Genomic DNA, 13,202 nt, shown 5'->3' with positions numbered 1-13,202 from the left:
TTCCCTCGTTCGTTCAGGAACGCTTGCCCGCCAGCTTGCGCTCCCCTCGTGCCTGCGCCTGCGCGGCCGCGAATGCTTGCGGCTGCCAGAGCTGAAAGTGATCCGCCCGACCAACGAAGGTCACCTCGTCCGAAATACCGGTGAAGTCGCGAATGAAATCCGTGACCATCAACCGCCCCTCGGCGTCGAGCTTCATGAAGACCCCGCCCCCATGAATGAGGAGCGACATCTCGTTTGCATCCGGCGAAAACGGATCCTCCGCCGCAATCTGCCGCTCGAACCTTTCCAGAAGATCCAAACCGCCGACGCTGATCGCCGGAAACACAAAATCCTGAAAGCAATAAAGCTCCTGAACGTTGCGCTGCGCCAGCACGGAACGAAACGCCGCCGGCACGGAAACCCGGCCCTTGGTATCGATCCTGTTGGTCGCATTCGAAAGGAAGCGGCTCATGACACGAAACATCCGTTTCCGAAAGAGCCCGGAATGCCATTGGCCGCCCGAAACCCTCAAAGTCAGGCACAGCTTCGCAAGCCGAAAGAACCGAGGTCCTCCCGACGCTTCCGATCCGGAAGGCGCCTTTGCTTTGCGATTGATGGGCAGATGATTGCCCTGATGCAGTGCGCATTTGGGATAGCATGGGACCATATGGGCGTCAATGGGATGAGCCCATTTTGAGGCGGGCGCAGTATCAAACATTTATAAGCTGTTAAGTTTAACAAAGGGTTAGGAAAGCGATTCTCAAACGCCACCCGAAGCACACTGAGCGAACGGGAGATCCGGCCAAGCAAGATCCGTGAGACCTCGCCTCCATTTCAGACATTTCAATGGCTTGATAGGAAGGATATTGGATTTTGCGGCAAAGCGGACGCCGGAAAAGGTAATCGCCAGTTGGCCTGTAAGCCGGGTTCTGTATGGCTCCGGCGAACCGGAACGTGGCAGCCATTCATCTGGGACAGCGCTTGCACGCTGCCTCACGCAACCCACCCGGATGACTGACCCAGAAACAGGCCGGAAGGCTTTCGCCAACCGCGTCATCCCTATTCGGTTTTGCTCCCGGTGGGGTTTACCGTGCCATATCCGTTGCCGGAGATGCGGTGGGCTCTTACCCCACCCTTTCACCCTTACCTGTCAAGACAGGCGGTTTGCTTTCTGTGGCACTTTCCCTGAGGTCGCCCTCGCCGGACGTTATCCGGCACCGTGTTTCCGTGGAGCCCGGACTTTCCTCACCCTACCGCCTTTCGGCATTGGTAAAGCGCGGCTGCCCGGCCAACTGGCAGGGGCTCCCTTAAACGAGGAAGCCCGCAAATGCCAACGAAATATGGGGTGGTAGGCTTAACGGAAATAAGGTGTGAAATCCGTGGCGTAGCCCTGATCCTTGATTCTGCCTGCCAGAAGCAGTTCAGCCCCCAGCCTGCCGATCTCGTCGGAGCTCTTCGCCGACGTTCCCGAGCAGCCGGTCAGAACGGCAATGTGCGGCGAAGCGGTATAGCCAATCATCGGATAGCGGCTCTTGGTATAGGAGACCACGCAGGATGCACTCGAAATGGACCGTGCCTCGAGTTCCGGCACGATGCGTGCAACGATGCCCTCGAAGTGTTCGCGCGCAACCTCGCGCCCGTCGGTGCGGAACCAGGCACGCATGTCTCTATCATTGTTCAGCACCAGATTGTCCGGATCACCGCCGATCTTCAGGTAAAGCCTGCCGTCGGGATAGCGGATCGGCGGCAGCAGGTAGATGTCGATGCCGGGTGCATCGAGGATCAGCGAGGGCATGCCGGCAAAGCGATGCGCATCCTCTTCCGCCACTTCGAAAAGGGTCACGGTGCGCCCGTAAACCGTCATATCAACGGATTGCGGCAAGAGATTCTGCGAAATGGAAAAACCACCGGCCGCAAGCAGCACTTTCCCGGCGCGATAGACCTCGCCGCCCGCCGTTGTGACGACAGCCGCACCGCCCTCCTCCCGGATCGAGATGACATGGTCGCGGATCACCGCTGCACCTGCCTTCTCGGCAAGCAGCGACTGCGCCCTTACAAGTTTGCGCGGGCTGATATGCCCCGCTCCCTTCGCTTCGAAAATGCCGGTACTGCCGGAGGGAAAGGCGAAATAGGGAAACTGTCTCTTCAGGCCAACCTCATCGAGGGAGGCGGTCTCCACACCGAGCGAGATCGCTGCCCGCCTTGTATGGTTGAGATAATCTCTTTCGGAAGGCGCCACGGCGACACAGCCTGCCTCCGTATAGAAATCGATGCCGCTTTCTTTGGCGATCTCGCCATAGCGGGCGATGGAGCGATTGGCGAGCAGGGCCCAGTCGCGATCCGGATCGATGGTGCGGGTGATGCGTCCTTCATCATAATGGCTGGCGAAGACGCCGTCGTGCGCCTTGCGGTCTTCAAGCTCGTCCGGGCCGATGACGGCAACGCCGTCCGTCTGGCGCGCCAGATATTTTGCGGCCGCGGCACCCATCATGCCGCGGCCGATGACGATGAATTTAAAATCGACTGCCATATCTCACCTCGCTAAAGGCTAGCGATAACATGGCAATCGTTCTGAATCATCCGGCCCTTGTCAGAGACAAGCGCTTCCGTTTCAGAGCATCGCAAGAACCTTGCCGCAATAGGACTTGGAGACCGGGTTCATGCGCGTCGCGCCGTGACCGGCATTGTACTTGAGGATGGTATTGCAGGTCTGCCCGCCACCGAGATCGTGGGCGGCCGCCAGGTACTTCATGCCGTATTTGATGTTGGTTTCCGGATCGAACAGACCCTTGGCACCGCCGGAATAGCCCATCATGCGGGCCGTCGCCGGCTTGATCTGCATCAGGCCGATTTCGCCGTGGCTGCCGCGCGCCATCGGATTGAAATTGCTTTCAACACGGATGACAGCAGTCGCAAGAGCCACCGGCACATCATATTGATTGGCATATTTGCTGATCAATGCGGAATAGGAATTGCCGGAAACATCGGCGACGGGATAGCCACTCTGGCGCTCGACCGTCTTCAGCGGACGCTCTGTTTTCTTCTGTACATGCTGCGCCGTTCTCTGCAGGCGTTCTTTCTTATGCACGCGCTCCGCTGTCTTCTGCGGACGCTCCACTTTCTTCACGGGCGCATCGGCTCGTACGCCCCAGTCATTCGCGAAGGCAAAGCTATTTCCCGCCAGCACCATGCCAACGCATGCTGCAGCAACAACAATCAATTTTCTCATGTAGTCTTAATCACTCCGACCCAAAGAATTGCCGGACTGCGCGCCTCGCCGTCATGGAGAATACCTGGCCAAGAACTGGTCAGGTTTCGCAGCAATTCTTATCGTTTCACATGACGCCTTCGATTTAGCTTGGGAACAACCATCGGCGCCGTTTGACGAGAGCTCTTAGACCATCGCAATGAGGAGATAATAGGGAAATGATGTGGCAGTCCGAATTTCGCGTCTGAACATGGAAAATCGGTAATGTCAGAAACTATGAAAGGTCAGGAATACCGCGGCAGCGCCGAAAGCAGGCGATGCAGCGTATCGATCGTCGAGAAATCGGCGATCCCGTCTACCCGTTCGGGGCGGAAATGCCGCTGGAAGGCTTCCACGTCCCCGGCCGTCTTATCGCTGAATTCGCCTGTGATCTCAGTGCCGTAACCATAGAGCGACAGCATGGACTGCAGTGCCTCGATCGGCTGCCCCCGGTCACCGCGCTGGAAGAAGCGTCCGCCGGTGATAGCGGCCGGTTCCACCCAATGGCCGATGCCGGCCTGATACAGCTCGCGCCAGGGGAATTTTTCGCCCGGATCGACCTTGCGCACAGGGGCGACGTCGGAGTGGCCGAGCACCCTTTCAGGCGCGATTGACCAGCGATCGCCGCAATCGCGACATAATTCGATCACCGCCGCAATCTGCTTTTTCGGATAATCCGGAAGCCCGCCCGGATGGCCGGCATTGGCGATCTCGATGCCGATTGACAGTGAGTTGATATCCGTCTCGCCGTGCCAGAAACTCTTGCCCGCATGCCATGCGCGCCGATTCTCAGGCACGAGTTGCACGATCTCGCCGTCCGGGTGCACGAAATAATGGCTTGAGACCTGGCTTTCGTCCCGACAGAGCCACTCGAGTGCTCCTTCCGGGCTCGGCATGCCGGTATAGTGCAGCAGGATCATATCGGGCTTGCGCCCGTCAGCGCGTTCGCCATGGTTCGGCGAAGGCTGGACGCGCGCCTGCTTGTAATCGGCCTCGAATGAGGTCATGCGGCGCGGCGTTCCTTTTCAATCGCCGCATAGGCGTCGTTCAGCGCTGCCATGCGTTCATTGGCAATCGCATGAAACTCTTCCGGCACGCCGCGTGAGATCAGCCGGTCCGGATGATGCTCACTGACGAGCACATGATAGTGGCGGCGGATCGTCGGGAAATCATCTGCCGGCGAAACCCCGAGAACCTTGTAGGGGTCGCGTCCATCGGAAACGTGACGCGCAGCGATCTGATCGAAACGGGCCTCGCTCATCTGGAAGATCTCGGCGATATGGCGCAGGAAATTCATTTCATTCTCGTGGATCAGCCCATCCGCCTTGGCGATATGGAACAGACCATCGAGAACATCCTCCAGAACCGGGCAATTGGCGGCGCAGGTCGAGCAGAGCGTGGACAGCTTCGCTGCATAGGCCTCGTAACCGGCAACGTCCTGGCGGGCGAGATTATAGAGGCGCGCGACATTCTTCGCCTCGCTCGGAGGAAACTCGAAGATATCGCGGAAAGCCTGCACTTCCTTTTCGCTGACGATACCGTCGGCCTTTGCCATCTTGGCCGAAAGCGCAATAACAGCTACGGAGAAGGCAACCTTGCGGCGTGTTTCCGGATCGCCTTCGAAAACCGTGCGAATAGCCTCGACCACCGCGGAGAGCGCATTGCCCGCGGTATTGCCAATGGCATTCACCAGTTTTTCCCAGAAAGACATCGTCATCTTCTCGCAATGCAGCAAGCTCTAGAAGAAACACCTTGACCAAATAATCGTCTCCATTGCAAGGCGGCTATTGGTCGTAGGTTTGAAAACAGTTTTCACAATTCGGTAATTGTCGCTGATGCTGCAACCATCCGCCGTGTCCGCCATTTTCTGCATTATCGGCACAGCGGCCGGCGATTTCCACAACACTTATGGATAGGTGGACTGGCATTGAACCGATTATATCGCCGCTTCCGGCACCCGCTCTGTAGAAAGGCGCGTTTTTCGTAAATTCTTTACTTTACAGGCCACTTTCCCTGCCGCATCCATGCGTTACCTGAAGCATGTCGCGCAAAACTGTGCAGCGGTTTTGCGGTCACGGCATGCGGAAAACAAAGACTTAACGCGTGGCAGACGGATCTGAAAAATCGTGACACGCTTTAAGCTGCACGTAGTCGCCCATCGGGCGCCAAAGGAGGGATTATGGCCAAACAGAAAGTCGCAATGCTGACCGCCGGAGGCCTCGCGCCCTGCCTGTCATCCGCCGTCGGCGGCCTGATCGAGCGCTATAGCGACGTTGCGCCCGATATCGAGCTCATCGCCTACAAGTCCGGTTATCAGGGCGTGCTGCTCGGCGACAGCGTCGCGATCAACAAGGAAATGCGCGAGAAGGCGCCGCTCCTGCACCGTTATGGCGGCTCGCCGATCGGCAACAGCCGCGTGAAGCTCACCAATGCCGCCGACTGCGTGAAGCGTGGCCTCGTCAAGGAAGGCGAAAATCCGTTGCGGGTCGCCGCGGAGCGCCTTGCCAATGACGGCGTCACCATCCTGCACACGATCGGTGGCGACGACACGAATACGACAGCCGCGGATCTGGCCGCCTATCTTGCGGCAAACGGTTATGACCTCACGGTCGTCGGCCTGCCGAAAACGGTCGACAACGACGTCGTGCCGATCCGCCAATCGCTCGGCGCCTGGACGGCCGCCGAAGTCGGCGCCCACTTCTTCGACAACGTCAGCAACGAACAGACCGCTGCCCCGCGCACGCTCGTCATTCACGAGGTCATGGGCCGCCACTGCGGCTGGCTGACGGCTGCCACCGCCCGCGCCTATCTCCAGCGCACCAAAGGCAATGAATATGTCGATGGCCTGATGATGAACGCGCATATGAAGAGCATCGACGCCGTCTACCTGCCGGAAATGGCCTTCGACCTCGATGCCGAGGCCGCGCGCCTGAAGGAGATCATGGACCGCACTGGCCATGCCACTGTCTTCGTATCGGAAGGCGCCTGCCTCGATGCCATCGTTGCCGAACGCGAGGCCGCCGGCGAGACGGTCAAGCGCGATGCCTTCGGACATGTGAAGATCGACACGATCAATGTCGGCGCCTGGTTCCAGAAGCAGTTCGCAAGTCTGCTCGACGCCGAGCGCTCGCTCGTCCAGAAATCCGGTTATTTCGCCCGCTCCGCACCGGCAAACGGCGAAGATCTGCGCCTGATCCAGAGCATGGTCGACCTCGCCGTCGAAAGCGCTCTCAACAAGATCTCGGGCGTAACCGGCCATGATGAAGCGCAGAACGGCAAGTTGCGCACAATAGAATTTCCGCGCATCAAGGGTGGCAAGCCATTTGATCTTGCAACCGCATGGTTTGGTGAAGTAATGAGCCAGATCGGGCAAAAATACAGAGCGGCATGATTGACGGATGGCTAATATGGTGTCTTTGCTTGTTCTCTAGGAATAGGAGGAGATTCCATGTCGCTTGAAGCTTGGCTCGCTTTTGCAGCCGCGTCCGCCATCATGCTCGCCATACCGGGACCGACCATTCTTCTGGTCGTTTCCTATGCGCTAGGTCATGGCCGGAAAACGGCGCTGGCGACCGTTTCGGGCGTGGCGCTCGGCGATTTCACGGCCATGACGGCGTCGCTTTTCGGACTGGGCGCACTGCTCGCCGCATCCGCGACGCTGTTCACCGTGCTGAAGTGGATCGGCGGCGCCTACCTGATCTGGCTGGGAATCAAGCTCTGGCGGGCTCCGATCGTCGGCGAACACATCGCGGACAACGATAACCTGCCGGAAGAAAAGTCGCGGCGGATCTTCCTGCACGCCTATATGGTGACGGCGTTGAACCCGAAGAGCATTGTCTTCTTCGTCGCCTTCGTTCCGCAGTTCCTCAACCCCGCCCTTCCCTTCTTCGATCAGATGCTGATCATGGAAGCGACATTCCTCGTTCTCGCCACCATTAATGCGTCCTGCTACGCCATGGCCGCGCATGCCGCCCGAGGCCTGATTCGTAAGGCCAGCGTGCAGCGCGCGGTCAACCGCACCGGTGGCACTCTCCTCATCGCTGCCGGCGCTGTAACCGCCGGGTATCGCCGTATTGCAGCTTAGAGCCTTTCCCGGTCAGATTGCAGCATTCTGCCGGAGCAGGTTTTCGTCAGGGCAAAGGCGATTGGCGACGGGCATACCCGTCGGTACGGCCGAGCCGATCGCCTTTGATCCTGGCGGAAAGATGCCCGGCCCTAGCTGGTTTGCAAGCAAACCACCGGGGTTGGCTGAAACGGTCCGCCTGATCGACCGGCCGGCTTGGCCGTAGATCTGGCTACGACGCGCGCCCGCCGGTCGACCATCCGACTCCGTTTGAGCCAACAGAATGCTGCAACCTGACCGGGAAAGGCTCTAATAATATTCCGTGGTTGCTGGAAAGCCACGAATAGGTTAATGGCTATCCCCGGGCTTAAGGTATTTAGTAACTTTTGAGACGCTGCCGGGGCGGCGGGATTCACGAAAGTGAGAGAATGGTAGCGATCGGATTTTCCGGCCTGAAACGCAGTCTTGTGGTCTCTACCATGCTCTGCGGTGTCATTTCCGGATGCGCGAGCGTCGAATATACCTCTCAGGCGGAACTGACCGCCGCACAGACCGTGATTCCCATGCCGAAGCCGGGTGAAGATGCAACGCTGGCTGCTATCCCGACCGCTGAAGGCGCAAACGGGCCGGCCGTCGCAACTCTCAATCCCCAGGCAGCAACTGCCGCACCTGTTCTCACTGCAGCCGCCATGCCGAATGTCGTCTCCCCCGTGCAGCAGCAGGCCGGTGATTTCGCCATGCAGGGCGGTGTCCAGCAGGTTGCCGTCAACGGCTATGCTCCCATTCCGCTCACGCCCGAAATGACGGCGATCCAGTCCGTCGTTCCGACGCCGCGTCCGGGCTCGCCGGCAAGCCCCTCCACGCAGCTTGCCTTCGCCGCCACGACACCGCAGAACGGCGCGCTCGCAGCGCTTGCCGCCGTCGATACCACGCCGCGCTTCACCATGGACTACGGCTTCGATGAGTCCGGTCCGATCGATCCGCCAGCTGCCCCGCCGATGTTCAGCGATGACGACAGCGACGATGCGCCGACCGTCGAAAAGAGCTTCGTCAGCAAGCTCATCAGCAAATATTCGAAGCTTTACGAAATTCCGGAATCGCTGCTCCACCGCGTCGTTCATCGCGAGAGCCGCTACAATTCCAAGGCCTACAACAAGCGCGGCTACTTCGGTCTCATGCAGATCAAGTACAACACCGCAAAGTCGATGGGTTACGGCGGCAATCCCGCCGGCCTCTTCGACGCCGAAACCAATATCAAATATGCAGGCAAGTACCTGCAGGGCGCTTGGCAGGTAGCCGACAAGAAGGAAGACGACGCCGTTCGTCTCTATGCCCGCGGTTACTATTATGACGCCAAGCGCAAGGGCATGACCGACATCGCCCAAGGCAATTACTGATAGTCCAATTATTGATACAAAACACCATCAGTGACGGGCCTCAGCCGGCTTCGCCGACTGAAGCGTATTGAGAATTTCCTTCAGCACGATCTGCGGCCTGTAGCCCAGCCAGCTCGGCGTCAACCCCATGCGGACGAAAACGAGATTGGCCGAAGGAATGATTGCCACCGTCTGGCCGTCATGGCCCTGCAGCCAGAACGTATCCGGCGGCAAGCCGAACTCCGCGCTCGTGCCGCCGCCCGGCCCCGCAAGCCAGGCCTGGCCTTGCGTATATTTGCCGCCCGAGCTTGCCGTCGGCGTCCGCATCGTCGCAACAAAACCTTCCGGCAGAAGTCTCTGTCCGTTCCACACACCATCCTGCAACAGGAATTGGCCAAAGCGCGCCCAATCATGTCCCGTGGCGTAGAGATAGGAACTGCCGGTAAATGTACCGCGCTCATCGGCTTCGAAGACTGCGCTCGTCATGCCGAGTGGGGAAAACAGTGCATCGCGGGGATAATCGAAGGCCGCCCGCGGATCGCCGACCTTGTTCATCCAGATACGCGAAAGAAGCATGGCTGTGCCGCTGGAATAATGGAAATCGGTACCCGGCGCGGCCGCCAGGGGCGCACCTGCTGGCAGGGACACCATATCGGGGTCGAGATAGAGCATACGCGTCACATCGGCGACGGCGCCATAATCCTCGTTGAAGGCGAGCCCGCTTTCCATGCCGAGCAAGTCGGAGAGCTTGATATCGCCGCGCGGATCATTCGCCCATTGCGGCAGGAGATGCGTGTCATCGAATGAGATCTTGCCTGACAGCATCAGCCGGCCGATCAGCGCCGCATTGACGGTCTTCGTCATCGACCAGCCGACCAGCGGCGTATCGGCGTTGAAGCCCGGCCCGTAGCTTTCGGCAATGATGCGGCCATCCTGTACGACGACCATCGCCCGCATGGCAGGCCCGGCAAGCTTGGCATCAGCCAGAAGCGCCGCGACCTTGGCATTGCCGGTCGCCGGGTCGACGCCCTCACCGTCCGGCCAGACCGCGTTATTTTCACCCACCTGCGGCGCCGGCACCAGCGGTGCGCCCCTGGCGGCGGCATCGAAATCGCCATCAGGCACGCTCGTGCAGCCCAGAGCACCGCGATAAAGCGCGTAGCTCGGCGCAAACAGGCCCATGAAACGCGAAGTCACCCGCCCGCTGTCACGATCGATCTCGACACGCATCAGCCTGAGCAGCGGGTTTCCAGGCGCTTGGACATCGTCGTAAAGAACGGCGTCGGGATCACGACCGGCAATAAAGACATTGGAGCAGACGATCTTGGCTGCGTAGCCATTGCCCACCTTCAGGAGCTCCGGCGGGCTTATGGAGAGCCACGCGGCTGCGCCTATGGCAACGAGAATGACGAGCAGGGTCAAGCCCTTGAAGATACGCGGAACAACTCGCATGCAATCCTCCACGGAACGGAGAGAAGCAGGAAACTTGGCTCACGGAAAGAGAGAAGCGAAAAGAAGTGTTTCAATCGACTTCAAATTTCGCGGAAGTCTTGGCCGGGTCTCGTCGAAGCCTTGGCCCACAGGGCTCGTCATCAAACTGTAGCAGAGGCGCGTTACACGCCCTGAACGCTAAAAAGGTGACAGACTCATGTCGGAATTTGCACCGGATACCGGCTTCCGCAAGAACCGGAAACTCAAGGCAGCGCTTCTCCGCCACAAGGCTTTTTCCAAGGACGGCTTCTCCGAGCGTCTCTTCGGCCTTCTCTTCTCCGGCCTCGTATACCCACAGATCTGGGAAGACCCGGATCTCGATATGCAGGCGATGGAGTTGAAGCCCAATCACCGTATCGTCACGATCGGTTCGGGCGGTTGCAACATGCTGGCCTACCTTTCCAAGGCGCCGGCTTCGATCGACGTCGTCGACCTCAATCCGCACCACATTGCGCTGAACAGGCTGAAGCTTGCCGCCTTCAAGAACCTTCCAGGCCATTCCGATCTCGTGCGCTTCCTGGCGATGCCGAACGAGAAGTCGAACAGCCGGGTTTTCGACCGCTATCTGTCGTCCAATCTCGATGATACGACCCGCGCCTACTGGAACACCCGCAAGTTCGGCCGCCGGCGCGTCACGGTTTTTGACCGCAACATTTATGAAACCGGCCTGCTCGGCCGCTTCATCGGTGCCGCTCATCTTCTTGCCCGCCTGCATGGCGTGAAGCTGCAGGAAATGACCAAGGCCCGCACGATTCGCGAGCAGCGCCAGTTCTTCGACGATCAGATCGCTCCTCTCTTTGAAAAGCCCGTCGTTCGCTGGATCACCAACCGCAAGAGCTCGCTTTTCGGTCTTGGCATTCCGCCGCAGCAATATGACGAGCTGGCAAGCCTTGCCGCCGACAATTCCATCGCACCGGTTCTGAAACACCGTCTGGAAAAGCTGGCCTGCCATTTCCCGATGCGCGACAATTACTTCGCCTGGCAGGCCTTTGCGCGCCGCTACGCCGATGGCGAGGAAGGCCCGCTGCCGACCTATCTGAAGCCGGAGCACTATGAGGTGATCCGCGCCAATGTCGACCGCGTTAACGTGCACCACGCAAGCTTCACCGAGCTTCTGGCCGGCGAGCCCGCCGCATCGCGCGACCGCTACATCCTGCTCGACGCGCAGGACTGGATGACGGACCAGCAGCTCAACGATGTCTGGCGCGAAATCACCCGCACCGCCCGCGAAGGCGCTCGCGTGATCTTCCGCACGGCCGCCGAAAAGAGCATCATCGAAGGCCGCCTCGCCCCTGAAATCCGCGACCAGTGGCACTATTTCGAAGAGCAGTCGCGTGAGATGACCACCCAGGACCGCTCGGCAATCTACGGCGGCTTCCACATCTACGGGAAGAAGGCGTGAGCAAAGTCGACGAGATGACCGTCAAGAGCGAGGAACATGCCGACCTTATGGACGGCATGTACCGCTACCAGCGCCATTTCTATGATCTCACCCGCAAATATTACCTTCTCGGCCGTGACAGCACGATCCGCAATCTCGACGTTCCCGAGGGCGGCACGCTCCTAGAAGTCGGCTGCGGCACCGGCCGCAACATGGCGCTTGCCCACAAGCATTTCCCGACGGCCAAGCTCTACGGTCTCGACATTTCCCAGGAAATGCTGATTTCCGCCCGCAAGACCTTCGCCACCAAGGCGACGGTCCCGGACTTCCGGGTGGCGGATGCCACGGCCTATACGCCGCGCGAATTCGGCACCACCGGTTTCGACCGCATTCTGATTTCCTACGCACTGTCGATGATCCCGGATTGGGAACGCGCGGTGGATGCGTCGATTGCCGCGCTCAATCCCGGCGGCCAGCTCCACATCGTCGATTTCGGCCAGCAGGAAGGCCTGCCCACCTGGTTTCGCAGTCTGCTGCAGGCCTGGCTCGCCAAATTCCATGTCACGCCGCGTGCCAATCTGCGCGAGGTTCTGGAAGCGCAATCCGCTGAAAACAATGCGCGACTATCGTTCGAGACGATCGGCGGCGGTTACGCCTGGCGGGCGGCGATTATCAGCAAGCGCTCATAATTCGCTTGTAAATAACCATTTTTTTACGTTGATATTAGAAAAGGGGGTTATTCCCTCTGCAGGGCGCGTGTTTTCGAAGGTCAGGCTGTGGGGCAGATCCATCATCACGACGGAACATTTATGCGTCGGCTTCTGTTTTGCGTCCTGCCGCTTGCCCTGCTGCTCGCCGGTTGCAGCTCCACGGGTTACGATTATCTCGAAACCGCTTCCATAAAGCCGAAGGCCCGCTTCAAGGATACCGATCCCCAGGATTTCGGGCCCAAGCGCCCGCAGCAAAACGCTGTCCACGGCATCGACATTTCCAAATGGCAGGGTGATATCGACTGGCAGACGGTGCGCAAATCCGGCGTCGCCTTCGCCTTCATCAAGGCGACCGAAGGCAAGGACAGGATCGATCCGCGCTTTGACGAATATTGGCGCGAGGCAGCCGCCTCAGGCATTCCGCATGCGCCCTATCACTTCTATTATTTCTGCTCCTCCGCCGACGACCAGGCCGACTGGTTCATCCGCAACGTTCCCAGGGAATCCATGCGTCTGCCGCCGGTGCTGGATGTCGAGTGGAATGCAGAATCGAAGACCTGTCGCTTCCGCCCCGACCCGGCCACCGTACGTTCTGAAATGCAGCGCTTCATGGATCGCCTGGAAGCCTATTACGGCAAGCGGCCGATCATCTACACCTCTGTCGATTTCCACCGCGAGAATCTCGCCGGCTATTTCCAGGACTATCATTTCTGGGTCCGCTCGACCGCCAAACATCCTGACGCGACCTATGCCGACCGACGCTGGGCCTTCTGGCAGTATACGTCGACAGGCGTCATTCCCGGCATTCAGGGGCCAACGGATATCAATGTCTTCGCCGGTTCCACGAAAAACTGGAACAACTGGGTGGCTGACGTTTCCAAGGATAGAAATTCTTAGTAACGTGCCCTAATCTTTCTTGCTTCCGTCACATTCATCTGTGAAATCGGCGGCATTC

General features: G+C 59.2%; 12 protein-coding genes, 1 other RNA gene and 1 pseudogene. 6 read left to right on the top strand and 8 right to left on the bottom strand.

The window, feature by feature from the left end; translation table 11 throughout:
* Positions 1 to 13: 13 nt before the first annotated feature.
* The 6 genes from mraZ to J2X71_RS33660 form a co-directional block, all read right to left on the bottom strand.
* Entirely contained in the window at positions 14 to 451 is a 438-nt protein-coding gene (gene mraZ / locus J2X71_RS33685; RefSeq protein WP_310389321.1) for a division/cell wall cluster transcriptional repressor MraZ, read from the bottom strand.
* Between the two features lie 430 nt (positions 452 to 881).
* Positions 882 to 1,275, bottom strand: an RNA gene (gene rnpB, locus J2X71_RS33680) — RNase P RNA component class A.
* Between the two features lie 58 nt (positions 1,276 to 1,333).
* Positions 1,334 to 2,509 (bottom strand): FAD-dependent oxidoreductase, encoded by a 1,176-nt coding sequence (locus tag J2X71_RS33675; RefSeq protein WP_310389319.1) that lies wholly within the window; start codon positions 2,507 to 2,509, stop codon positions 1,334 to 1,336.
* Between the two features lie 81 nt (positions 2,510 to 2,590).
* A complete protein-coding gene (locus J2X71_RS33670; RefSeq protein WP_310389317.1) occupies positions 2,591 to 3,208 on the bottom strand; it encodes a lytic transglycosylase domain-containing protein in 618 nt (205 codons plus the stop codon).
* A 263-nt stretch (positions 3,209 to 3,471) separates the two neighbouring features.
* Entirely contained in the window at positions 3,472 to 4,233 is a 762-nt protein-coding gene (locus J2X71_RS33665; RefSeq protein ID WP_310389315.1) for an N-acetylmuramoyl-L-alanine amidase, read from the bottom strand.
* Positions 4,230 to 4,937 (bottom strand): DnaJ family molecular chaperone, encoded by a 708-nt coding sequence (locus tag J2X71_RS33660; protein ID WP_007824048.1) that lies wholly within the window; start codon positions 4,935 to 4,937, stop codon positions 4,230 to 4,232. Before J2X71_RS33660 ends, J2X71_RS33665 begins: the two co-directional genes overlap by 4 nt.
* Positions 4,938 to 5,405: 468 nt before the next feature.
* On the opposite strand from J2X71_RS33660, the gene J2X71_RS33655 reads away from it, so the two are divergent.
* Positions 5,406 to 6,617 carry a pyrophosphate--fructose-6-phosphate 1-phosphotransferase gene (locus tag J2X71_RS33655; RefSeq protein ID WP_310389312.1) on the top strand — a complete coding sequence of 404 codons (1,212 nt, stop codon included), beginning with the start codon at positions 5,406 to 5,408 and terminating at the stop codon, positions 6,615 to 6,617.
* A gap of 57 nt (positions 6,618 to 6,674) precedes the next feature.
* Positions 6,675 to 7,310: a LysE family translocator gene (locus J2X71_RS33650; protein ID WP_310389310.1), complete on the top strand. Its 636-nt coding sequence runs from the start codon at positions 6,675 to 6,677 to the stop codon at positions 7,308 to 7,310.
* Between the two features lie 12 nt (positions 7,311 to 7,322).
* On the opposite strand, the pseudogene J2X71_RS38195 reads toward J2X71_RS33650, so the two are convergent.
* Positions 7,323 to 7,549 (bottom strand): annotated as a pseudogene (locus J2X71_RS38195) (hypothetical protein).
* A 168-nt stretch (positions 7,550 to 7,717) separates the two neighbouring features.
* Between J2X71_RS38195 and J2X71_RS33645 the strand changes: the two are divergent.
* Positions 7,718 to 8,686, top strand: a complete 969-nt coding sequence (locus tag J2X71_RS33645; RefSeq protein WP_310389308.1) for a transglycosylase SLT domain-containing protein — start codon at positions 7,718 to 7,720, stop codon at positions 8,684 to 8,686.
* A gap of 27 nt (positions 8,687 to 8,713) precedes the next feature.
* Here the strand turns inward: J2X71_RS33645 and J2X71_RS33640 are convergent, their stop codons facing one another.
* A complete protein-coding gene (locus J2X71_RS33640; RefSeq protein ID WP_310389305.1) occupies positions 8,714 to 10,117 on the bottom strand; it encodes a serine hydrolase in 1,404 nt (467 codons plus the stop codon).
* A gap of 196 nt (positions 10,118 to 10,313) precedes the next feature.
* Between J2X71_RS33640 and J2X71_RS33635 the strand changes: the two genes are divergently transcribed.
* The 3 genes from J2X71_RS33635 to J2X71_RS33625 all read left to right on the top strand — a co-directional run bounded on the left by J2X71_RS33635 (position 10,314) and on the right by J2X71_RS33625 (position 13,144).
* Positions 10,314 to 11,558 carry a DUF3419 family protein gene (locus J2X71_RS33635; protein ID WP_025669489.1) on the top strand — a complete coding sequence of 415 codons (1,245 nt, stop codon included), beginning with the start codon at positions 10,314 to 10,316 and terminating at the stop codon, positions 11,556 to 11,558.
* A 14-nt stretch (positions 11,559 to 11,572) separates the two neighbouring features.
* Positions 11,573 to 12,226, top strand: coding sequence for a class I SAM-dependent methyltransferase (locus J2X71_RS33630; RefSeq protein ID WP_405049783.1), 654 nt, complete (start codon positions 11,573 to 11,575; stop codon positions 12,224 to 12,226).
* Positions 12,227 to 12,346: 120 nt separating this feature from the next.
* Positions 12,347 to 13,144, top strand: coding sequence for a GH25 family lysozyme (locus J2X71_RS33625; protein WP_310389300.1), 798 nt, complete (start codon positions 12,347 to 12,349; stop codon positions 13,142 to 13,144).
* Positions 13,145 to 13,202: the final 58 nt, after the last annotated feature.

Origin of the sequence: Rhizobium sp. 1399 (assembly GCF_031455475.1) — a bacterium.
Taxonomy (GTDB): domain Bacteria; phylum Pseudomonadota; class Alphaproteobacteria; order Rhizobiales; family Rhizobiaceae; genus Rhizobium.
This window is presented reverse-complemented; position numbering and strand designations above follow the sequence as displayed.